The sequence below is a fragment of the Nonlabens tegetincola genome (assembly GCF_002954355.1).
Classification (GTDB): Bacteria; Bacteroidota; Bacteroidia; order Flavobacteriales; family Flavobacteriaceae; genus Nonlabens; species Nonlabens tegetincola.
The window spans coordinates 385,526-409,128 of sequence record NZ_MQVV01000017.1 but is presented as its reverse complement, the minus strand read 5'-3'; the positions used below and the strand labels follow the sequence as shown (position 1 = coordinate 409,128).

Genomic DNA, 23,603 nt, shown 5'->3' with positions numbered 1-23,603 from the left:
ACATGAATTTCTCATCAAAAATATTAGAAGAGGCTGTTAACCAAGTGTCTCAATTACCTGGAATAGGTAAGAGAACAGCACTACGTTTAGTCCTGCACTTAATGCGACAGCCAGAACAACAGACCGATGCGCTCGCTCAATCCTTATTGAGTATGCGCAACGACCTCAAATTTTGTAAAAAGTGTCACAATGTAAGTGACAACGACCTTTGTGAAATTTGTATTAGTCATAATCGTGATCAAAACTTAGTTTGCGTGGTAGAAGATATACGCGACGTAATGGCCATAGAAAACACTAGTCAGTATAAAGGTTTATATCATGTTTTAGGTGGTAAAATAAGCCCCATGGATGGTGTAGGACCGCAAGATCTTAATATTCCTAGCTTGATTAACCGTGTAAAAGAAGAAGGAATTCAGGAGCTTATTTTTGCGCTTAGTCCTACTATTGAAGGAGATACTACTAATTTTTATATCTACAAACAACTGTCAGATCTAGATGTGAATACATCAACCATTGCACGTGGTATCGCAGTAGGAGACGAGTTAGAATTTGCCGATGAGGTTACCCTAGGTCGCAGTATATTGCATCGAGTGCCCTATGAAAACTCTATGAAAAGCTAGATGGAATTAAGTGTAGTAATTCTCAATTATAATGCAGCACCGTTCTTACGCTTATGTTTGGATAGTGTCATAAGAGCTACACAAAAAATTTCTAGTGAGATTATAGTCGCTGATAACTGTTCTACTGACGATAGTGTTCAACTGGTTAGAGAAAAATATCCGCAGGTAACCTTATTACCTTTTGGCTCAAACTATGGTTTTTCCAAAGGAAATAATCTAGCCGTTAAACAAGCTCGTGGTACTTACTTATGTATTCTCAATCCCGATACCATAGTTGGTGAAAATGTGTTTTTGAATTGTCTCGCTTTCGCGAAAGCGAACTCAAATTTAGGAGTTGTAGGGACTCAACTCATTGATGGATCAGGCACCTTTTTACCAGAAAGCAAAAGGCATTTACCTACTCCAAAAGTTGCAAGAGCAAAATTTTTAGGCCACGACGACAAGTATTATTTCAATGATATTGATAAAGATTCAAGAGGTCCTGTTGAGATCCTGGTAGGAGCCTTTATGTTTTGTAGGAAGAAAGTTTACCAAGATTTAGGAGGATTTGATGAACGATATTTTATGTATGGCGAGGATATAGATCTGTCATACACCGCATTAACCAATAATTTGCAAAATTATTATTTAGGTGACGCTCTCGTTGTTCATTTTAAAGGTGAGAGTACTGTAAAGGATAAAAAATACCTAAAGCGCTTTTACGGCGCGATGGAATTGTTTTACGACAAATATTTCAAACGCAATTTACTTGAAAAGCTGGTTGTTAAAATAGCAGTAAAAGTTTTATCCATTAAGCCTATAAAAAATACTCAGCCTAATCCAAAAATTAAGAAAAAGATTCTGGTGACAAATCAGGTTAATAAAGGGTTGTCTAGTTTTGATGAGGTGTGTTCTATGGATACATTGCCTGCGACTTCTTGTAGCAATACTGCGTTATATTGGGACATTAATTCCTTGTTGATAGAAGATGTCCTTCGCTACATGAAAGATAACCCTAGGTCATTCTTGTATAGATTTTTAAGTTTGGATAGGAGTACAGCGGTAGGAAGTGACGACAAAAACAGTCAAGGAAAAATAGAAATATTTTAAAATTAATCTTGATTTATTGAGAATATCGTAATTGATACTTATCGAATTCTTAATTTGTTGTGAATACACTAAACGCTCTATTTAATTGCTTACTTTTGTAAACTAATTGAAAACGTTATAGTAGCTGTAAAATCATGGCAACATTTGAATTAAAATTACCTAAAATGGGAGAATCGGTAGCAGAAGCTACCATAACCACATGGCTTAAAAATGTAGGTGACACCATAGAAATGGATGAACCTGTACTAGAAATAGCTACCGACAAGGTAGATAGTGAAGTGCCTAGTGAGGTAGATGGTGTTCTTAAAGAAATCCTATTTCAAGTAGATGATGTAGTTCAAGTAGGACAAACTATTGCGATCATAGAAACTGACGGAGATTCAGCTACAGACGCTGCATCATCCTCTAGTAACGATTCAACGCCGGCCGAGGCAACTGCACAACCTGTTGAGGCTGTAAAAGCCGCTACAGCGCAAGTTGATAAAGGAATGGCTACCGCTGGTAAAGTGGATAACGACTACGCAAACAGCGATTCATTTTACTCTCCGCTTGTTAAGAATATTGCCAAAGAGGAGAACATTTCACTAGAAGAATTAGAGGCTATTAATGGGACAGGAAAGGATGGACGCGTTACTAAAAACGATATCCTAGCTTACGTAGAAGATAAAAAAGCTGGTAAAACAGCTCCAGCACCTGCAGCAGCTACAACAGCTGCAGCTTCAAAACCTGCTGCTGCTGCTCCAGTTAAGGCTGCTCCAGTATCAGTCAATGGAGAAGATGAGATCATTGAAATGAGTAGAATGGGTAAACTAATCTCTCATCACATGATAGCTAGTGTGCAAACTAGTGCACACGTACAAAGTTTTATAGAGGCAGATGTAACCACAATATGGAACTGGCGTAAAAAGAATAAGGATGCTTTCAAAGCTAGAGAAGGCGAGAATTTAACCTTTACACCAATCTTTATGGAAGCTGTAGCAACAGCTCTTAAGGAATTTCCAATGATGAACATATCAGTTGATGGTGATAAAATAATAAAAAGGAAGAACGTTAACCTAGGTATGGCAGCTGCTTTACCAGATGGAAACCTTATTGTTCCGGTAATCAAAAATGCAGACCAACTTAATTTGGTCGGAATGGCAAAATCGGTTAACGATCTTGCAAATAGAGCTAGAAATGGTAAATTAAAACCAGACGATACACAAGGTGGTACCTATACGGTGACTAATGTTGGTACCTTTGGTTCTGTATTAGGAACACCAATCATTAACCAACCACAAGTTGGTATCCTAGCACTAGGTGCGATTAGAAAAGTGCCGGCAGTAATAGAAACTCCAGATGGTGATTTTATAGGTATAAGAATGAAAATGTTCTTGTCTCACAGTTATGACCATAGAGTAGTAAATGGAGCTCTAGGTGGACAGTTTGTGCAACGAGTGGCCCAGCTACTAGAAAGTTTTGATCCTAATAGAACTATTTAAGTTCTTGAAAATAATAGTTAGACTTTAAAAAACCACCTGAGTACTGAGGTGGTTTTTTATTTAATCATCTTGATAAAACCCTTATAGAAAGATTTATTTTTGCAACATGGAAAAAGACTTGTATTTGCCACAGATAGAATTTTTTAAAGGAGCACGAGTTCTTCACTATTTTGAGTTTGTTGAACCTCAGGAATACAAAGATCCAGAGTTTTTTACCGTAAAAGAAGTTCATGCTTTGGTCATATGTGACTATGAAGGTGAAGAAACTATGCTGTTCTACCTGGATGATGGTCTAGAAGTGAATGTAGAGTTTGAATTTATGATTCCTTCACAAGCTAAAGAACAAGCCAAAGCAGATTTTTCAGGTATCGATATACAGTGGAAAAATAAATAATCTATCCTCAAAATAAGTTGATTAAACTCTACCAATTCATTATCAGTTTTTTAATCAACGTATCTTATTAATAACCTAGTGCCTTTCGATTATATGTAAGAAGAGCATGGTTGTTTACCTCATTATTTATAGAGATGCTCAAATTGTCTAGCTATTTTTACCGCATCGTGATAGTGAATGACGTGTTTTCTAGCTTCTTTACCTAGTTCAATTATGGTGCTGGGATTTTCTATAAGTTCGCTCAGTTTATCTACAATATCCATCACATCTGGCGTTGCGTCGATAACAGGAATTTTATCAATGTTATGAAATTTAAAATAGGGTTCACCTGCACCTGCAAAAACAACTTTGCCTCGTAACATGGCTTGCAAGGCGTTGTATCCTTGATCAAAGCATAGTACTTGATCCAATAAAATATGTGCTTTTTTATAGCTGGTAATGTAATCGGTATAGGGTAAATCTTCAGCAATGGTAATATTCACTTTACTCTTGTATTTCTCTTTTACAATCTCTAGAGCTTTCTCAAAATAATTAATACCTTTTTTCCAGTAATTACCTCGATTTATACCCATAAATATTTCAATCACACTAAGATCGTGGTTTATCTCGTCTGGGATATTTTCAACGACTACAGGAGCAGCAATGATACTAGTTGCCTTATTTTGATCAGTGAGTGCCATGGCATAGTCCGTATTACTGGGAACGATATTCACACAACGCTTCATCAATTTGTTATAATTATCGCGGTATCCTTTATCCAAATATTTGTAGGTGTGATCAAGAACTGCTTTTCCTGTTGGAGCATTTTCGGCTGCCTTAAGAATTGAATAGCCTTTATGTTGGTTTACTAGGTAGTTGCTGTATTCACAATCATCACCACAGGCAATTAAAAAAACCTTACTGTTGTTTTCCAGTAATCGTTGCATCATTTGCCATTCTATGTTGGGTGCACAACCTAATGCGTTTGAATTGATGAATTGAATTATATCAAAATTTGCTAGTTTTTTTTCGCTTTCGCGAAAGCGAGCTAATCTCAAATAGTCTTCTAGATTGTTACCAGTAAGTTTCCACCACGCTACTTTTATCTTTTCTCTAAACCAATTGCGCCTAAAATAATCGCTACCTAAGTCGACGTCTACGGGAAATTTTTTAAACCCATCACCATCACCAGCAATGACAACCTCGTGACCTAGAGATTGTAAACCGTGTTTAAGGGCGTTGTGGTAACCACTGTACTCGCCTATGAGTAAGATGCGCATAAAAAACTATCTTTGAGGTAAAGATAACACGCTTGAATAGATACACCATTGATGATTTAGAGATTCTCATTGCGACTATGAATCGCGGTGATCTTAGTTTTTTGGAACGTATTTTTTCAAAGCCAATAAGTGAAATTACTGAGAATATCATTATTGTCAATCAAGGTACGGTAGTTTTGGAAGGTGAATGTTCCAACATTCAAGTAATCAATGATGCGCAATTAGGATTATCTCGCAGTAGGAATATAGCAATTCAAAATGCAAGTAAACCCTTGTGTTGGATTCTAGATGATGACGTACAGCTATTGCCAGGCGCAATTGAATCAGTCATTGAGTCGCATAACACAAAGAATACAGCTATAATAACTTTTAAGACAAGGAGTGATAATAATGAGCCGTATTATACGCTGGGTGATGTGAGTAAACTACATGATAGGAAAAGTATAAGAAAAGTGCTTTCTCCAGAAATCACTTTCAAGCATAAAGAGATTATCAATAAGTTGAGTTATGATGAAAGATTTGGTCTAGGAAGTGCGTTTGAAGATTCAGAGAATTATATATTCTTAAAAGAGGCTCTAGATAAAGGTGTCTCGTTGATGTCTGATCCCAAGTTCGTTGTTAAGCATCCTAAAACAACAAGTAGTGACATGGTTGTCACAGATAGGGTTATAAAGGCAAGAGGTGCTTTAGCTGCGTTTGATAATCGACCGGTTAAATTAATGGCATTGAAATATATGTTTTTCTTACTACGTAAGGGATATGTTGTTAATTTGCCTGTGTTACTCAAAAAGTATCAGGTGTTTGTTCAAGGAGCCCATGCCTATCTTAAATCATCCAAGTAATGAAGTTAGAAATATTAGACATACCAAAAATAACTGACCCTAGAGGAAATCTAGCGGTGATTGAAAAAGACTCTATTCCTTATAAAATAAATAGGGTTTATTACTTGTATGATGTTCCTAGTGATTCATACCGCGGTGGACACGCGCATAAAGAATGTTTGGAATTGTTGATTGCAGTAAGTGGTAGCTTTACTGTTACTTTATTTGATGGTAAAACTACTCAAGAGGTTGTTTTAAACAAACCAGATAAAGGACTTTTAATTCCTACCATGATGTGGCGAGAACTTAAAGATTTTTCGAGTGGTTCTATGTGCCTGGTGCTTGCCTCGCATGAGTATAGTGAGTCAGATTACATAAGAGTAAAAAAAGACTTCGTCAAAGCTGTTACAGGTGATAGCTAGTTATATGAATACTAGTCTTTTCTTGTTTTAAATTGATGTAAGTAGTAAAGTAATTTACCAGGTAAATTTAGTAGAAATAATTGCTTTACGGTAAGCGAGTTTTTATCAATTTTCTTTTTGATCTCTTCAAAGGAATCAGATTGCCCATACATTTTGTGTTCTATAGCAATGCGCCAAAGATTGGTTTGAATAAAAGCATGCAAGGGTAAGTTATTACTATCATCTAAATGGATGAATTCTGGGTACTTTCTGTCTTTTATTGCAATAGACGAGCTTCCTGATAAGGTTCTGTCTATGTGAACTGTAACCGAGGTGTTAAAGCCAATTTTATAGAGTTTTCCTAGACGAATAAATAATTCTGTATCCTCACCATGAGTGAGCTGTGTATTGTAGTTACCTGTTTTCTCAAAAACTTCAACATTACAGGCAAAGCTAGAACTACTCAAAGGAAAACTTTTAAATGAGTAAGTAAACAAATCCTCTAGAATTTGTGTTGTTTCTACGGGTTTTGAAAAAACATTTGATTTTACATAGTTGTTAAAGTGAGTGATATAATTACTCGCGACAACTTGAATGTCTTCATACTGCTTAAAAAGCTGATCCAGAAGTTCCAAGTGATTGTTTTCCCAATAATCATCTGCATCTAAAAAGGCGATATACTGGTGTTCATGATCAACAGCATAGTCAATAGCGATATTTCTTGCATTGCTTACACCTTTATTAGTTGTAGTTACGATATTAATTCGTGAATCGGAAAAACGTTCTTCAACGATCGCAAGACTATTATCGGTGCTGCCATCATTGACTATCAACAAGTCAAATTCTGTTAGACTTTGAGATAATACACTTTTTAAACACCTTTCTATCGTGCTAGATTTGTTATAAAGTGGTATTGCAACTATCCAATTCATGCTTTTATTGACTTTATAAAATAGTATAATTTTAAAATGTCAAAAAACCTAAGATTAGGATTTTTTCCTAGAATATTTTGTTCTAATCTAGGTTTAAAAATTGTAACCACGCTTGTGAAAACGCTGCTTAGACCTAATGAGTTAATCCGTTCATAAAGAGTTATGACCGGTCTAGATGCTCCATCCAGTTGACCATTTTTATATTGTAAAGCGGTGTTTTTAATTCCTTCAATGGACTTGTTATAGAAAATCGTGTTTTCTTCTAAGCCTAAATGTATAATGCGAGTGGAAGCATGTTTGATTTTAATTTGCTCTTCTCTAAATCGTTTGGCGAGCCAGATATCTAGCCCATAACCCTTAGGTACATTTTTAGAAATATCTAAGAACTGCTTTTTTTGAATAATGAAACAAGCAGAAACGAAGTATTTATAGATTTCATAATTATTACTAGGTTTACGCTGTTCTCTTGAAATACCATATTTCCATCTTAAAGAATGGTTGGGATTATTAAGGGTCTCTTGGTAAGCTACCGTAGCGTATACTAATTCAAATTTATCAAGATGAACGAGGAACGAGCTTGTGAAATTAATGGTTGGTATTTCTACATCTGCATCAATAAATAAAATCCAATCGGTAGTGGCAGCTTCTGCTATTTTTCTACGGCTTTCTACATCACCTATATTTTGAATGCCGTTTAAATAGGTTACTAGTTTGTGTGAGCTTACATTTATAGGAATAGTAGATGCATCGTTATAAATGATAATTTCATGAATATCATTGCTGTAATAACGTACTAATTGATCAATTAATCTATTAGGATCATCATTGAAGGTTGGTATTCCTATGGTAATTTTCAATATTAAACCGCTTTTTGAACCACTTCAAATATTTCCCCATTGTCACATTTCAATGTCTTTGAGGGATATTTTAGAATAAGGGCATAATCATGTGTGGCCATGAGAATAGTATTACCATTTTTATTTATGGTTTGTAGAACTTCCATCACCTCAACACTTGTTTGTGGATCTAGATTACCGGTTGGCTCATCAGCAATGATAAGTTCGGGATCATTAAGCAAAGCTCTGGCTATAGCCACTCGTTGTTGTTCTCCGCCGCTTATTTCATAAGGGTATTTAAAACCCTTGGTTTTCATACCTACTTTATTAAGGACCTCTTCAATTTTATCATTCATTGCTTTTTTGTCCTTCCAGCCTGTTGCTTTGAGCACAAATTTTAAATTTTCATTGATATTGCGATCGGTAAGTAATTTGAAATCTTGAAAAACAACTCCTAGCTTACGACGCAGGTGTGGTATTTCTTTTTCGCGCAAGCGAGCTAAATCAAAATCGACAATAGTACCAGATCCTTTTTTTAAAGGTAGATCACCGTATAAGGTTTTCATTAAGGAGCTTTTACCGCTTCCCGTTTTACCAATTAGGTATACAAATTCTCCTTTTTCAATATTTAAATTGATGTTTTTGAGAATCATAGTGTCTCGTTGAAAAATATCAACTTCATTTAAAGATAAAACAGGGTTTGACATAAAAAACAGTTTCTTACAAAGTTAATCATTGATGTGGAAAACATTATGAATAATTAAACAGTCTTTCCTGCGTTGTATTGTAGTAAGTGTCTAATTTTACCTTACCATAAAAAAGTATTTATGTTAAAGAAAATTGCTATCGCGGCTATTCTAATCATGGGAATCGCCATGCCGTTGCAGGCTCAACAATCTAAAATTTATATTGATGATCTAGCGATGTATAATCAAGCGCTAGATTTATATGACGAGAATCAATATCTAGCAGCGCAACGGCTGTTTGAGAAAGTATCACGCGAGGTAGATGATGAAAGTATCCAGTCTAATGCCGCTTATTACATCGCAAATTGCGCAGTCAGACTTAATCAAAAAAACGCAGACCAACTCATAGAGCAGTTTGTCGAGAAATACCCGACTAATCCTAAAAAAAATAACGCCATTATTGATGTGGCCGATTATTACTTTGATAATGGTAATTACAATCGCGCAGCAAAATGGTATACTAGGGTTGATAAAAGCACGCTTTCGCAAAAACAAACGACTAGATACTATTTCAACACAGGATATACTCTCGTACAATCAAAAAAGTACGATGAAGCAAAAAAGTATTTAAACAGAGTGAGCGATGATCCTACCTATGGAAGCAAAGCAAAATATTATTTGGGTTACATCGCTTATGAAGGAAATGAACTGCAAGAAGCAAGTGATTTGTTTGATCAAGTTGAAGAGTCACCAGGAGTTGATGAAAAGCTATCTTATTATCAAGCCGATCTTAATTATAAATTAGGAAACTTTGATAAAGCTATTCAACTAGCCCAGGAGCAATTACCCAAATCTAACCGCAAGGAACAATCAGAGCTTAATCGTATTATAGGTCAATCCTTATTCAATCAAGAAAAGTATAACGAGGCATTGCCCTATCTAGAAAAATATGAAGGTACTCGTGGCAAATGGAATAACAACGACTACTATCAATTGGGATACGCTTATTATAAAATGGGCAATTATTCTATGGCCATTGAGACTTTTAATAAAATAGTTGACGGGACTAATCCTACAGCACAAAATGCCTACTATCATTTAGGATTAAGTTATATTAAAGTTGATCGTCGCGAGGATGCACTTAATGCTTTTAAAAAAGCAAGTGAAATGAATCTTGATGAAAAAATTACAGAAGATGCTTCTTATAACTATGCAAAACTTAGTTATGAAAACGGGAATCCTTACGATAGTGTGCCATCTGTAATATTAGGTTATTTGGAATCATATCCCGACAACCAGCATTCTGATGAAATGAATGAGTTTTTAATCGATTCTTATTTCTCTTCAAAAAATTATGCCGAGGCTTTAGACCTTCTAGAAAATGGCAGAATCAAAGGAAACGAAGCGACTTATGCAAAGGTTGCCTTTTACCATGCTATCAACTTATACAATGATTCCAAATACAGCGATGCAGTTAATCAACTAGATAAAACTGTAAAGTATACAAATCAGGATGAGCTTAAAAAACGTGCTTATTTCTGGAGAGCAGCTTCTTACTATATGGTAAACAATTATCAGGCAGCACTTGATAATTATAAAATGGCAAAGGCATCTTCATCTCGTATTATCGAGGATGATCTTATTGACTACGATTTAGGTTACACCTATTTTAAGCTCAAAGAATACGATAATTCGATAACAGCATTTACTTCATTTACAAATAAACCAAATGTAGATCAAGTAAGATTGAACGATGCTTACTTAAGAATAGGAGATGCTAATTTTGTGACTAAGAAATACTGGCCAGGAATGGAAGCTTATAACAAAGCTATTTCAATGAATGGAAGAAATGCAGATTATGCCGCATTTCAAAAAGCCATTTCTTATGGATTTGTAGGTAAGCCAGATAGAAAAATTGAAGATCTTAAAACCTTCTTGAATAAATTTAAAAGATCACCTTATAGAGACGATGTGTTGTATGAATTAGGTAATACCTATATCAATAATAATCAGGTTAATAATGGATTACAAACCTATGATCAGTTAATTAGTGAGTTTCCACGTAGTTCATTTACCTCACCAGCCATGATGAGAAAAGGCTTACAACTTTATAATGATGGTAAATTAGATGCAGCTCTTAGCGTTTTTAAACAAGTAGCAAGTAAATATGCTGGTACACCGCAAGCTGCAGAAGGAATTAGCAGCGCCAGACAAGTATATATCGATCAAGGTAAAACGGTAGAGTATGCTACCTGGGTAAGAAGTTTAGAAGGTGTTGAAATTACAGACAGTGAACTTGATGATACAGCCTATGAAAGTGCCGAACAGCCTTTCGTGCGAGGTGATATGCAAGGTACTGCTCGTGAAATGAAAAAGTATTTAGACCAGTTTCCTAATGGTAAACATGCCGTTCAAGCTCATTTTTATTTAGCACAGGCACAGTTCTCTTTAGATCAAAAACAAGAAAGTATACCTCATTATGAGTATGTGATTTCTAAAGAACGCAGTCAGTTTACCGAACAAGCTTTGGCTCGATTAAGTGAGATTCATTTAAGTGATAACGCTTTCGCGAAAGCGATTCCAGTACTTAAACAATTGGAACAACTAGCAGATTTTCCTCAAAATGTTTCTTATGCAAGGTCTAATTTAATGAGGGCTTTTTACGAAACTGAAGATTATTCACAAGCCATCGTTTATGCAAATCAGGTGTTGAATGATGCAACTGCAGAAACTGCTGTGAAAAACGATGCTCAAATTGTTATCGCTCGTTCTTCATGGAAACAGAACAAGGAATCTGATGCAAGAACCGCTTATGAAAACGTAAGACAGAATGCAACTGGAAATCTAGCGGCAGAAGCGACTTATTTTAAAGCTTATTTTGAAAATAAAGATGGTAATCACGATGAGGCAATTGCAACGGCAAACAGCCTAAGTAAAAACTATGCTGGATATAAATTGTGGAGTGCCAAAGGACTGGTTGTTATGGCAAAAAGTTATTACGCCAAAGGAGAGACACTAAACGCTACTACTATTTTAGAAGCTGTCATTAAGAATTTTACTAAGTATCCAGAAGTGGTGGAAGAAGCTCAAAAAGAACTAGATTTTATTAAAACGAAGGAAGCAAAAACAAACTCATCTGTAGTGCCAGCGAGTCAAAACTAAAGTGAGAAACATAGTTATTGAACTGCTTAAAAAATTGAATCATATGAAATTTTATATATCATTTTTAATCACGACTGTAATACTAGGGACTAGTGTTGCTATAGCTCAAGAAGAAGAGGAAAACCAGCTTAACGGTGGTACCATAACTGTAGTCAAACCTTATGATCCTACCATAAGCGACGCATTTAAGGTGAAAAGCGTTCCTAGTGTAAATGATACTACCAAAGTCAAGAAAAAGCCTGTTACCTACAGTATATTCTCTGTGCCAGTAGCCAGTACGTTTACACCTGCCACAAGAAAATTAGATCGTTTAAAACCTAAACGTAAAGAAAAATTTTATCGTAATTATGCTCGCTTAGGTTTAGGTAATTATGTAAATATACTTGGTGAGTTTGCAACTAATTTTGAAATTGATAGAGATAGTGATGTAAGTGTGTTTTTTAACCATAATTCTTCTCAAGGTGGTATTGATGAGGTACGACTGGATGATTCGTTTTCTGATACCGGTCTAGACGTATCTTATGGAACTAGATCTAGAGATATGAACTGGAGCATTACTGCTGGCGGTAGGTATCAAACTGCAAACTGGTATGGTGTATATGATAACGTGCCTACTCAACCAGAAGAAGATCTAGATGTTGCAACGTCTTATTTTAGTTATGGAATAGGAGGACGAGCTAGCTTTTTTGATAGTGTATTTAAGGAAGCCGATGTACAATTGACCGGAGTGAGTTCAGGAAATGATGCGAGTGAATTTAGAGCAAGATTGCGACCACAACTAGGTTTTGATATTATGGATACTGAAGTTGGTCTAGGTGTGGAATTGGATTATTTAAGCGGTTCGTTTGATCAACAAGTTTTTATTCCTGTTGCAACTGATTACGGATTATTTAACGCTGGTTTATACCCTAGTGTCAATTTATACGGTGATAATTACAAGGTAGAACTAGGAGCACGTGTGAACTATGCTACCGATATAGAAAATTCAGAAAGTGATATTTATGTTTATCCAGACATAACAGCAAGTTACATCCTAGCAGAAGAAACCGTTGTTGCCTTTACCGAGATTGGTGGTGGATTTGACGTAAACTCCTTACAACAATTTGCAGATGAAAACGTGTTCATAGCTCCGGCACTTACTATTGCGCCTACAGACAGACAGCTAGATGCAATTGCTGGATTCAAAGGAAAACTAGGAGTATTTGGTTACAAAGTATTTGGAGGTTATAGAATTGAGAAAAATCGTAATTTTTATATCACCGATGACGGTTCACGTTTTACTATTGGTGATTTACAATCTTATGATTACGGGAATGTTTTTTATACTTCCTATGGAGATTTGAATACAGTATTATATGGAGCTTCTTTAGGAGTGACCTTAAATACAGCGCTCGATGTTACTTTAAATGTCACAGGAAGATCTTTTGATGTAAGTGAAGGAGATGCTTTTGAAAATATAGCATCCAATCTGCCAGAGCTTACTGCAGATCTAACAGCTAATTATAAAATTGATGAAAAATGGAGTACAGGCCTAACTTTATATTATGTTGGAGAGAGAGATGCCTATAGAATAGGAGTTGGTAAGGAGACCATTGATGGATTTGTTGATTTAAACCTAGACGTCAATTATAAAATCAACCCTAAGTTAACCGCTTTTTTAAGAGGGAATAATCTTACCGGTGGTAACTACCAATACTTTAACGGTTATCCAGTTCAAAATTTACAGGTCTTAGGAGGAATCGTCTATAAGTTTGATTTTTAATTTTCGCTTTCGCGAAAGCGAGTGAATAATACCATAAATAAAGCACTGATTTTTTCAGTGCTTTATTTGTTTTAAAACATCAAACAATATGAATTGAATCGTGGGATATAGCTATTCATTATATGAAATTTTGATAACTCTGTATTATTTTTAACCCATGAGAAGAATACTACCTTTATTGCTAGCTATAAGTTTAATAGCCTGTGAAAAAAAGCAATCAATAGATTTATTAATAACTAACGGGACTATTTATACCGTTGACGATAATTTTTCTACCGTTGAGGCTATGGCTATTTCAAATGGTCAAATTATAGCTACTGGTGATAGTGAAGATTTGATTGAAAAGTATGAAAGTAAAACTATCCTAGATGCCTCGGGTAAGTTTATCTACCCAGGATTAATAGATGCTCATTGTCACTTTTTGGGTCTAGGACAGCAAGCACAGCGAGTAGATCTTATGGGGACTACTAGTTTTGAGGACGTAATACAGCGTGTAGTAACTTTTCAAAATGAAAATAATCGTGATTTTATAATAGGTCGTGGTTGGGATCAAAACGATTGGGAGATTAAAGAATTTCCAAGTAATGAAAAATTAAACGAGCTTTTTCCAGATATACCTGTTGCACTCACCAGAATTGACGGTCACGCAATGCTAGCAAATCAAGCAGCTCTTGATGCTGCGGGAATAGATTCTAATACTCCAGCAGATGGTGGAGCAATTATCATGAGCGATGGTAAGCTTACAGGTGTGCTTGTAGACAATCCTATGGAGTTAGTTGAGGCTGTATACCCTAAACCATCTACTCAAGATATGGTTGACGCTCTTTTAACTGCTCAAAAAGAGAATTTTAAATATGGACTTACTACCGTAGATGACGCTGGTCTTCATAAAGATGTTATTGAAGTGATTGATAGTTTACAACAAGTTGGTGAACTAAAAATGAAAATGTATGTCATGATTAGCAATACTCCTGAAAATTTAGATTATTACCTAAACAAAGGAATCGTTAAGACCGATAGACTTAATGTTAGATCTGTTAAATTCTATGCCGATGGAGCGCTGGGAAGTCGTGGAGCAGCCCTTAAAGAACCCTACAGCGATAAACATGATCATTATGGAGCCTTGCTTAGTCCTATTTCAAAAATAAAGGAAATTGCATCTCGTATAGCAGCAAGCGATTATCAAATGAATACCCATGCAATTGGTGATAGCGCAAACTATGTTGTTCTAGAGACTTATAAGGAATTGTTGAATGGTAGTTCTAACAGAAGATGGCGCATCGAGCATGCTCAAATAGTAGATCCAAATGATTTTAACAGCTTTAATCAAGATAATATTTTACCATCGGTGCAGCCTACTCACGCCACTAGTGACATGTATTGGGCACAAGATAGAGTAGGATCTGAGCGTATTAAAGGTGCTTATGCTTATAAAACCTTATTAAAGCAATCAGGAATAGTCGCTCTAGGAACCGATTATCCTGTGGAACAAGTGAATCCTTTCTTAACATTCTATGCAGCGGTTGCTAGACAGGATACCAGCGGTTATCCAGAAAATGGTTTTTTACCTGAACAAAGTTTGACTAGAGAGGAAACTTTAAGGGGTATGACTATATGGGCTGCCTATTCCAATTTTGAAGAAAATGAAAAAGGTAGTCTTGAAAAAGGTAAGGCAGCAGACTTTATAATCACTGAAAAGAATTTAATGACTATTCCAGTAGAACAAATTCCAGATTTTAAAGTAAATGCTACCTATATTAATGGTGAAAAAGTTTATTCTGTAGCAAACAATTGATTCATATCCTTAAATGCTTTAAACTCAAGAGCATTCCCACTAGGGTCTAGAAAAAACATGGTAGCTTGTTCACCTGGCAAGCCTTCAAATCTTATATAGGGTTCAATAATAAACTCGATGTTTTTTTCTTGTAATGCTTGCGCAAAAGTGTGAAAAATATCCCATTCTAGTACCACACCAAAATGAGGTACAGGGACAGACTTACCATCGACCGCATTGTGAGATAATCCTGGAGCATTGTCTGATATATGAATAACCAATTGATGTCCAAAGAAATCAAAATCTACCCAATGATCACTGCTACGACCTTCTTTGCATCCTAAAGTATCACGATAGAAGGATCTAGTTGTTGTTATTTCTTTTACAGGAATTGCTAGATGAAAAGGAGTGAGTTTCATTTTTGTAAGTTTTGTTGCTTTAATTTACTATTTGTTTAATAGGAAGTTGAACCGCAATTAGCTTAGTCCTCGTTTCAATAATTTGTTTGCACGCTAAAAGCTCTATTCAAAAAAACCACCTTTTTACCGGTGGTTTATCATGTAATTTTTAGGTTTATTATAAAATTCCATCTACAATTCCATAATCCACAGCCTCATCTGCGCCCATCCAATAGTCGCGATTAAAGTCTTTCATAACCTTTTCATAAGGTTGACCGCAATTAGCCTCGTAAATTTTAGCAAGGATATCACGTGTCTTAAGTATTTCTTGTGCTGTAATTTCAATATCGGCACTAGTACCTCTTCCACCACCACTAGGCTGGTGAATCATCACTCTACCATGTTTTTGTATAAATCGTCTTCCTTTTTCACCACCAGAAAGTAAAAGAGATCCCATACTAGCAGCTAGACCACTACAAACGGTACTTACAGGACTTTTTATTTCTTGCATAGTATCATATATTGAAAATCCAGCCGTAACATAGCCTCCTGGACTATTGATTACAAATGTTATTTCTTCATTACTTATTGAGTCTAATAAAAGTAATCGGTCTACACAGTGCCTCGCCGACTTGTCATCTACCATTCCCCAAAGAAAAACTTTACGTTGTTCTATAAAATTGTCGTCTATTCTATCTTGAAGTTTGATCGTTTTACTCATGTATGAAATTTATTTAGGCTAAAAATACGTAATTACGCTTTCGCGAAAGCGAGATATAACAAAAATTTACCGCTATATCACTCCTTCGTCTTTGCCATATTCGTTTTTATAAATTTTAATAATTAAAAGTAATAAGCTTACTAATAGTGGACCAAAAACTAATCCGATGAACCCAAACAGTGGAACACCGACCAGTACACCGATTAGGGTAACAACAGGATGGATGTCAGCTAGCTTTTGTTGAACAATCAGTCTAAATACATTGTCCGTCGCACCTACAACCGCTGCTCCATAAATTAAGATTCCTATGGCTGCTCCTGTATCACCCTTGGCAAATAGAAGTGCTGCAACAGGTATAATCCCTAAAGCCGTACCAACGAAAGGTATCATGCTACCAATTACAGTTATGACAAACCAAAAAAATGGATTTTCTACTCCAAATATAAAATAGCCAATAAGTGCCACTATTCCTTGTAGAAGCGCTACCAGTGGAATTCCTATAGCATTTGATTTTACAAGATTGTTGCTTTCTTTTCCTAGTAATTCAATATTTCTTTTTTTAAGTGGTAGGTAAATGAGTATAGCTTCTTTCCATTTTTTGCGATTAATAAGCATAAAATAGAGTATAAAAAACATTACCGAAATGGAAAAAATGGTCTGAAAACCTGAACTTGCAATGTCTTGAATATGTGTTGCGATCCAATCCTGGATAGCTTCCATATTAATGCTGTCTGATAAACTCATCGACGTTAGCTCTTCCAGCTTTACTAATTCACTTTTAATAGTTTCGGCTATTTTGTTGCTATTATCCAGTGCGGTTTTTACACGACTGCTTAAAAGGTAGGACATACCAGCTAGTGGTATTACCAGCGCAATGAATGTAAGGAGAAGCAACAGTCCTGCTGTAAGACTCGCATTCCAGTTTTTTTTCTCTAGCTTAATTTGTAATGGCTCTAGAATAACGTATAGGGTGACTGCTCCCATTATTCCACCTATATAGACCATCATTTCCTTGCTTATAAGAATAAGTAAAGCAACAATGACGGTAAGTATGAATAACTGTCTTATGGTTTCTGGCGGAATGCGGTTGCTCATTTAGTGATTTCTTAAAGCTTCAATTAATTCCTGCTTATCCATCTTGGAACGCCCTTCTATTCCTATTTCTTTTGCTTGATCATATAGCTCTTCCTTGGTTCTTTCTTCATAGGGTTTTGCTTTACCACCTTTTTCACCGCTACTTTCAGAATTTGCTATTCTTGCAGCTTTTTCCTTACTGTAGCCTTGATCTTTTAAGGCTTCATACTGCTCTTCGTTTTTAATGCTAGGTCTTGACATTTTTATTTTAAAGATACTATGACCTTACACTAGCTAGAGTTAAAAAAGCTGCAATTAGGATTTTTCTAAGAATTTAAGGACTTGTTCAATGACTTCTGGAGTATGTAGGCTGTGACCACCAGTTTTTGATGTATAAACAGTGCTATTAGTAAAGCCAGTAGCAATATTATCCATCGATTCATAGGGTACGATTAAATCTTTTGTGTCGTGAATTAAAAGTACGGGCGTTTGAATTTTTGTTGCAAAGGAAGATGTCTTAAACTCAGCAATGTGGTATCCAAATTTTTCCTTTAAAAGTTGATCTAGAAGATTCCATACTCGCTTGTTGAACCCTACTACCTGTTGATAACCTTTCATGATAACCTCTAGCTCATCAGGACTGCCTAAAAGAATTATTTTTTTTATGAAGTCGTGAGGTGTTTCGCTTTCTTGTAATACAGTAGCCATAGCACCTACACTATGAGCTATTACAACTTCTGGTTCATATAACTCGATAATACTTCTTATAACCCTAGAGTATTTGATCGCGTTAAAAAATTTACCAGTAGTTTTACCATGAGCCGGTGCATCAATGGCGATGATGTTGTAATCTTTTTTCTGTAAGGGTTCTATTAAATAGCGCCATCTTGCGCTATTTGATTCCCATCCATGAGGTAATAGAATAGTAGGTCCATTTCCTTGCCAATGGTAAAGCATTACTAAACCATCTTCATACGCAACACGTTGTTGACGAGCGGTATTTAAAAATTCTTGCTGTTGTAATGTTATAAATCCCTTTCTTGGGATGCTAAAGACGTCTAGTGCAAGTTGAGCTGCTTTTTTTGGTGCTATTACCGCAAGGATATTAAAATAAAAGCCATACAACTTTGGTATGGCCTTAGATAAGAATTTTTTCATGGTACTCTTTTTACCAGCTCACAAATACGTGAACCGGTTTTTCATTATCAGGAATCATTGTTTTTTCTACCGTGGCACTCATATCGTACTTAACTTCTACCGGTAAATTATCCTTGCTTACTGTAAAATAAAAATTTTGATCATTGACCCATACTACCGCGTCGTCAATCATGTTATCTACATTAGAGATTTTGTAAGCAGCAGCGATTTCCTTAAAGGTACTGTTGATTGTTATTCCTTTTTCGGTCTTATAGCGATCATCGTGTATTCTAATATTCGCTATAGTTGATGTGCTATCCAAAGCTTGTAAAGGAGAGATGGATAACAAATGCTTACCACCTTTCTCATATACCTCAATATCAGCTGCTCCATTAGAAAATTCATCTCCTTTAATAGGATTAATAATACTATCATTTGCAAATAAGCTGTCTAGTTGGTACACTTTAGTATCCTTTGTGATGTGTCCTACACGATCCTTATTCCATTCAAAAGGATCTTGTGTTTTACCACAACTAGTTAAAACGGCAGCTATTACAGCAATAAAAAGTAATTTCTTCATAATTTTCATTCTACCGCAAAAGTAGGAATTTGAGTTGTTACTTAATTGGTTTTTAAGATTATTTAAGCGCTTTACCTAAAATTCCTAAAACGCCCCTTATAAATGTAGCGCTTGTAAGAACTTTTACAATTGGATTTTGCCTTGTGCTTCTTCTCGAGCTAGATCTACTCGCTTTTTCCTTTTCTTTTTTAGCTTTTTCTTTTATATCTTCCTCGTGAGCTCGTTCTATTTTAGCTTGTAAAATTTCTTCGGCACTTTCTCTATTAATATCCTCGTTGTACTTGTCTGTCAACTCCGAATCTGCAATTAAATCCGATAACTCTCTATCGGTAAGTACGTCCATTCTACTTTCAGGAGCTCTTAATAGGGTAGCGGCAAGTGGACTAGGTCTTCCTTTTTCATCTAGAGCACTTATTAAAGCTTCTCCTATTCCAAGTGAAGTTAAAACCTCTGCAGTGTCATAAAAATCGGTTTCTGGATAATTTTGTGCCGTCAGTTTTATCGCTTTTCGATCTTTAGCCGTAAATGCTCTTAAAGCATGCTGGACTTTTAATCCCAGTTGACTTAATACACCATCAGGAATATCAGTAGGATTTTGAGTCACAAAGTACAAACCTATACCTTTACTACGAATCAATTTAACGATGCTTTCGATTTGATCTAGTAAAGCTTTGCTAGCATTGTCAAATATGAGGTGAGCTTCATCAATGAATAAAATTAATTCAGGTTTGTCACTATCGCCTTGCTCTGGAAAAGTAGAGTAAATCTCAGCAAGTAATGAAAGCATGAAGGTAGAAAATAACTTTGGCCTATCCTGAATATCAGTAAGTCGAATTACATTGACATATCCGTGTCCGTTTTTATCCTTGCGAACTAAGTCTTTTACCTCAAAGCTACGTTCGCCAAAAAACCTATCAGCACCTTGTTGCTCCAGTTCTATTAATTTCCTTAGAATTGCTCCAGTTGATGAAGTTGAAATGCGGCCGTAATTTTCAGTAAATTCTGCTTTCCCGGCACCAGTAGCATATTGCAAGACTTTTCTTAAGTCATTTAAATCTAATAAAGGCAATTTATTATCATCACAATATTTAAAAACTACAGAGATAATTCCTGCTTGGGTTTCAGTAACATCTAGTATTCTAGAGAGCAATACTGGACCAAATTCACTTACTGTAGCTCTTAGTCTAATTCCGTCTTGTTCTGATATGGTCATTATTTCGACTGGCGACTTACGTTTTTTAAAATCTAACCCAATCTTTTCATGTCTTTCGTCAATTTTGGGATGACCTGGACTTTCTGCGGCTATACCAGATAAATCACCTTTGATATCCATTAGTAGACTAGGAACACCTTGTTGAGAAAGCTGCTCTGCAATGATTTGTAATGTTTTAGTTTTTCCTGTACCAGTAGCTCCTGCGATCAGGCCGTGGCGGTTCATTGTTTTAAGAGGGATTTTTACATGTGATCCTGTAATCGCTTCACCATCTAACATGGCGGCGCCCATTATAATGCTTTCACCTTTCGGATTATAACCAGTAGAAATTACTTCAGTGAATTTTTCTCTATTACTCATCTATTACAGTATATATGATTGAGGTAAAAATATAATCATTTGTTCAACTACGAAAAAAAGGAAGTCTATAAAAAGGATAATATCTATATGTGGTTGTGGAAATAAGATGATTCCATCGATATAAGTTATCGTGAATTACTTATGTTACCTACCAATATATTGTATTTTTGTGGCATGAATCAAGAAGTAGTGCAGGATCAAGTAGAAAAAGGCCTTATGTTGCCATTAATGGAAGAATTCTACACGATTCAAGGAGAAGGATCACATACAGGAAGAGCGGCTTACTTTATAAGAGTAGGCGGCTGTGATGTAGGTTGTCATTGGTGTGATGTAAAGGAAAGTTGGGATCCAGAAAAACATCCACCTACTGCTATAGATCAAATTATAGAAAACGCTTCAAAATACAGTAAAACAATTGTGATTACTGGTGGAGAACCGCTCACTTGGGATATGGGACCATTAACCCAAGGTCTTAAAGAAAGACAAATGCAGGTGCATATTGAAACTAGTGGAGCCTATCCGTTAACGGGTGATTGGGATTGGATTTGTTTATCTCCTAAAAAGGTAAAAATGCCTGTTCCTGAAATATATCCTAAAGCCCATGAGCTTAAAGTGATTGTATACAATAAACATGATTTCGCTTTCGCGAAAGCGGAAGCAGAAAAAGTTTCTTCAAGTTGTAAATTATACATACAACCAGAATGGTCGGTGAGAGAAAAAATGATTCCATTAATTACAGATTTTGTGATGCAAAATCCTGAATGGCAAGTCTCTTTACAAACGCATAAATATTTAAATATTCCTTAAAAAGCGTATTTAGAGCAGTTTTAAAACACTTTTTTCAAACACAAGTATATTAACACTGTTGATAACTTCGTTTATTAAAAGCTCTAAAATCAATTATTTACTTTAATTGGTTGTTATCTTTGTTTTTGTAGCAAATTTTATACAGACAAATGAGCGAAGAAAACAAGAAGAATTATGGTGCCGATTCTATTCAGGCACTTGAAGGAATGGAGCACGTGCGCATGCGTCCTTCTATGTATATTGGAGATGTAGGAGTAAGAGGTTTACACCATTTAGTTTATGAGGTGGTAGACAATTCCATTGATGAGGCACTAGCTGGTCATTGTGATAATATCGAAGTTATTATTAATGAAAACAACAGTATTACTGTAACTGACGACGGTCGTGGTATTCCTGTAGGTATTCATAAAAAAGAAGGAGTAAGTGCACTTGAAGTTGTAATGACTAAAATAGGTGCCGGAGGAAAATTTGATAAAGACTCCTATAAGGTTTCTGGTGGATTGCATGGTGTAGGTGTAAGTTGTGTTAACGCACTTTCTGATCATTTGAAGGCAACAGTGCATCGTGATGGGAAAATTTGGGAGCAAGAATACGAGAGAGGTAAATCTCTTTATCCCGTAAAAGCAGTTGGCGATACTGATAAAACAGGTACAGTGGTAACCTTCCTGCCGGATCGCAGTATTTTTCAACAAACTACAACTTACAGTTACGATACTCTTGCAAATCGTTTAAGAGAACTAGCATACCTTAATAAAGGAATCACAATTATACTTACCGACAAAAGAGAAACCGAGGAAGATGGTTCCTTTAAAGGTGAGACATTTCATTCTCAAGAAGGACTTAAAGAATTTATACGTTTCCTAGATGATACCAGACATCCAATAATCGAGGATGTAATCTCTATGGAAGGCGAGAAAAATGGTATTCCTGTTGAAGTAGCTATGATTTATAATGATAGTTATGCAGAGAATTTACATTCTTATGTGAATAACATTAATACCCACGAAGGTGGTACTCATTTAAGTGGTTTCCGTCGTGGATTAACAGGAACGCTTAAAAAATATGCCGATAACTCGGGAATGTTAGATAAATTGAAGTTCGATATCACAGGAGACGACTTCCGTGAAGGTCTTACAGCTATCGTTTCTGTTAAAGTTGCCGAACCTCAATTTGAAGGTCAAACAAAAACTAAATTAGGTAACAGGGAAGTTACAAGTGCTGTCTCGCAAGCGGTATCTCAAATGCTAGAAGATTATCTTGAAGAGCATCCTAATGATGCCAAGGTAATTGTACAAAAGGTGATTCTTGCAGCGCAAGCTAGACATGCTGCTCGCAAGGCTCGCGAAATGGTACAGCGTAAAACCGTAATGAGTGGTGGTGGACTGCCAGGTAAATTATCTGACTGTTCTGAAACTGACCCTACTTTATGTGAAGTATTCCTTGTTGAGGGAGATTCTGCAGGTGGAACAGCAAAACAAGGTCGTGACCGTAATTTTCAAGCTATACTGCCACTACGAGGAAAGATTTTGAACGTTGAAAAAGCGATGTCACATAAGGTCTTTGAAAACGAAGAAATCCGAAACATTTTTACCGCACTAGGTGTTACTATAGGTACTGAAGAAGATTCTAAAGCCTTAAATTTAGAAAAGTTACGCTATCATAAAATTGTCATCATGTGTGATGCCGATGTCGATGGATCTCACATTTCTACTTTAATTTTGACATTCTTCTTCCGTTACATGAAGGAGTTGATTGAGAACGGTTACGTGTATATCGCAACACCGCCATTATACCTAGTTAAAAAGGGAGCTAAAAAACGTTATGCTTGGAATGATAAAGAGCGTGATGAAATCGCCGAAAGTTTCGGTGGTGGAGCAAACATTCAACGTTATAAGGGTCTTGGAGAAATGAATGCAGATCAGTTGTGGGATACCACAATGAATCCAGAATTCAGAACTCTAAGAAGGATTACAATTGATAGTATGCCCGAGGCTGATCGTATTTTCTCAATGTTAATGGGTGATGAGGTGCCGCCTCGTCGTGAGTTCATAGAGAAAAATGCGGTTTATGCTAACATTGATGCATAACAACATTCA

22 protein-coding genes are annotated in these 23,603 nt (G+C 35.9%); 11 read left to right on the top strand and 11 right to left on the bottom strand.

Going from position 1 to position 23,603, the window contains the following annotated elements; translation table 11 throughout:
* Positions 1 to 2 precede the first annotated feature (2 nt).
* The 4 genes from recR to BST93_RS13505 all read left to right on the top strand — a co-directional run bounded on the left by recR (position 3) and on the right by BST93_RS13505 (position 3,584).
* On the top strand, positions 3 to 620 hold the full coding sequence (recR, locus tag BST93_RS13520) for a recombination mediator RecR (RefSeq protein WP_042277419.1): 618 nt from the start codon (positions 3 to 5) through the stop codon (positions 618 to 620).
* Complete coding sequence (locus BST93_RS13515; protein ID WP_105019576.1) at positions 621 to 1,709, top strand: glycosyltransferase family 2 protein; 1,089 nt, start codon at positions 621 to 623, stop codon at positions 1,707 to 1,709.
* A 134-nt stretch (positions 1,710 to 1,843) separates the two neighbouring features.
* Positions 1,844 to 3,190: a dihydrolipoamide acetyltransferase family protein gene (locus BST93_RS13510; protein WP_105019575.1), complete on the top strand. Its 1,347-nt coding sequence runs from the start codon at positions 1,844 to 1,846 to the stop codon at positions 3,188 to 3,190.
* 106 nt (positions 3,191 to 3,296) lie between these two features.
* On the top strand, positions 3,297 to 3,584 hold the full coding sequence (locus BST93_RS13505; RefSeq protein WP_042277429.1) for a hypothetical protein: 288 nt from the start codon (positions 3,297 to 3,299) through the stop codon (positions 3,582 to 3,584).
* Between the two features lie 122 nt (positions 3,585 to 3,706).
* Here the strand turns inward: BST93_RS13505 and BST93_RS13500 are convergent, their stop codons facing one another.
* Positions 3,707 to 4,843 (bottom strand): glycosyltransferase, encoded by a 1,137-nt coding sequence (locus BST93_RS13500; RefSeq protein WP_105019574.1) that lies wholly within the window; start codon positions 4,841 to 4,843, stop codon positions 3,707 to 3,709.
* Between the two features lie 32 nt (positions 4,844 to 4,875).
* Here BST93_RS13500 and BST93_RS13495 point away from each other — a divergent pair, with 32 nt between their 5' ends.
* Together BST93_RS13495 and BST93_RS13490 are read left to right on the top strand one after the other, a co-directional pair.
* On the top strand, positions 4,876 to 5,685 hold the full coding sequence (locus BST93_RS13495; protein WP_105019573.1) for a glycosyltransferase family 2 protein: 810 nt from the start codon (positions 4,876 to 4,878) through the stop codon (positions 5,683 to 5,685).
* Entirely contained in the window at positions 5,685 to 6,086 is a 402-nt protein-coding gene (locus tag BST93_RS13490; protein ID WP_105019572.1) for a sugar 3,4-ketoisomerase, read from the top strand. The genes BST93_RS13495 and BST93_RS13490 overlap by 1 nt, the downstream gene beginning before the upstream one ends.
* A gap of 11 nt (positions 6,087 to 6,097) precedes the next feature.
* Here the strand turns inward: BST93_RS13490 and BST93_RS13485 are convergent, their stop codons facing one another.
* The 3 genes from BST93_RS13485 to BST93_RS13475 are packed head-to-tail and all read right to left on the bottom strand — an operon-like array spanning position 6,098 to position 8,540.
* Positions 6,098 to 6,997, bottom strand: a complete 900-nt coding sequence (locus BST93_RS13485) for a glycosyltransferase family 2 protein (RefSeq protein ID WP_105019571.1) — start codon at positions 6,995 to 6,997, stop codon at positions 6,098 to 6,100.
* Positions 6,994 to 7,854 (bottom strand): glycosyltransferase family 2 protein, encoded by an 861-nt coding sequence (locus BST93_RS13480; RefSeq protein WP_181072645.1) that lies wholly within the window; start codon positions 7,852 to 7,854, stop codon positions 6,994 to 6,996. Before BST93_RS13480 ends, BST93_RS13485 begins: the two co-directional genes overlap by 4 nt.
* A gap of 2 nt (positions 7,855 to 7,856) precedes the next feature.
* Positions 7,857 to 8,540, bottom strand: a complete 684-nt coding sequence (locus tag BST93_RS13475) for a cell division ATP-binding protein FtsE (protein WP_042277440.1) — start codon at positions 8,538 to 8,540, stop codon at positions 7,857 to 7,859.
* Between the two features lie 120 nt (positions 8,541 to 8,660).
* Here BST93_RS13475 and BST93_RS13470 point away from each other — a divergent pair, with 120 nt between their 5' ends.
* The 3 genes from BST93_RS13470 to BST93_RS13460 all read left to right on the top strand — a co-directional run bounded on the left by BST93_RS13470 (position 8,661) and on the right by BST93_RS13460 (position 15,238).
* Positions 8,661 to 11,681 carry a tetratricopeptide repeat protein gene (locus BST93_RS13470; protein WP_105019569.1) on the top strand — a complete coding sequence of 1,007 codons (3,021 nt, stop codon included), beginning with the start codon at positions 8,661 to 8,663 and terminating at the stop codon, positions 11,679 to 11,681.
* A gap of 43 nt (positions 11,682 to 11,724) precedes the next feature.
* Positions 11,725 to 13,443 carry a TonB-dependent receptor gene (locus BST93_RS13465; protein ID WP_105019568.1) on the top strand — a complete coding sequence of 573 codons (1,719 nt, stop codon included), beginning with the start codon at positions 11,725 to 11,727 and terminating at the stop codon, positions 13,441 to 13,443.
* A 157-nt stretch (positions 13,444 to 13,600) separates the two neighbouring features.
* Entirely contained in the window at positions 13,601 to 15,238 is a 1,638-nt protein-coding gene (locus BST93_RS13460) for an amidohydrolase (protein ID WP_105019567.1), read from the top strand.
* Here BST93_RS13460 and BST93_RS13455 read toward each other — a convergent pair.
* From BST93_RS13455 to BST93_RS13425, 7 genes are all read right to left on the bottom strand, one after another.
* Positions 15,217 to 15,636, bottom strand: a complete 420-nt coding sequence (locus BST93_RS13455) for a VOC family protein (RefSeq protein ID WP_042277449.1) — start codon at positions 15,634 to 15,636, stop codon at positions 15,217 to 15,219. The genes BST93_RS13460 and BST93_RS13455 overlap by 22 nt on opposite strands.
* A 157-nt stretch (positions 15,637 to 15,793) precedes the next feature.
* The gene (locus tag BST93_RS13450) at positions 15,794 to 16,336 is read right to left on the bottom strand and encodes a ClpP family protease (protein ID WP_042277452.1); all 543 of its coding nucleotides are present in this window, start codon (positions 16,334 to 16,336) and stop codon (positions 15,794 to 15,796) included.
* 72 nt (positions 16,337 to 16,408) lie between these two features.
* Positions 16,409 to 17,431: an AI-2E family transporter gene (locus tag BST93_RS13445; protein ID WP_060524005.1), complete on the bottom strand. Its 1,023-nt coding sequence runs from the start codon at positions 17,429 to 17,431 to the stop codon at positions 16,409 to 16,411.
* Positions 17,432 to 17,671 (bottom strand): DUF7218 family protein, encoded by a 240-nt coding sequence (locus BST93_RS13440; RefSeq protein ID WP_105019566.1) that lies wholly within the window; start codon positions 17,669 to 17,671, stop codon positions 17,432 to 17,434.
* A gap of 54 nt (positions 17,672 to 17,725) precedes the next feature.
* Positions 17,726 to 18,568, bottom strand: coding sequence for an alpha/beta fold hydrolase (locus BST93_RS13435; RefSeq protein ID WP_105019565.1), 843 nt, complete (start codon positions 18,566 to 18,568; stop codon positions 17,726 to 17,728).
* 10 nt (positions 18,569 to 18,578) lie between these two features.
* Positions 18,579 to 19,127 (bottom strand): membrane lipoprotein lipid attachment site-containing protein, encoded by a 549-nt coding sequence (locus tag BST93_RS13430; RefSeq protein WP_042277460.1) that lies wholly within the window; start codon positions 19,125 to 19,127, stop codon positions 18,579 to 18,581.
* Between the two features lie 58 nt (positions 19,128 to 19,185).
* Entirely contained in the window at positions 19,186 to 20,700 is a 1,515-nt protein-coding gene (locus BST93_RS13425; RefSeq protein WP_105019564.1) for a helicase HerA-like domain-containing protein, read from the bottom strand.
* Positions 20,701 to 20,874: 174 nt separating this feature from the next.
* Here BST93_RS13425 and BST93_RS13420 point away from each other — a divergent pair, with 174 nt between their 5' ends.
* Together BST93_RS13420 and gyrB are read left to right on the top strand one after the other, a co-directional pair.
* A complete protein-coding gene (locus BST93_RS13420) occupies positions 20,875 to 21,507 on the top strand; it encodes a 7-carboxy-7-deazaguanine synthase QueE (RefSeq protein WP_042277464.1) in 633 nt (210 codons plus the stop codon).
* Positions 21,508 to 21,656: 149 nt separating this feature from the next.
* A complete protein-coding gene (gyrB, locus tag BST93_RS13415) occupies positions 21,657 to 23,594 on the top strand; it encodes a DNA topoisomerase (ATP-hydrolyzing) subunit B (protein WP_085775188.1) in 1,938 nt (645 codons plus the stop codon).
* Positions 23,595 to 23,603: the final 9 nt, after the last annotated feature.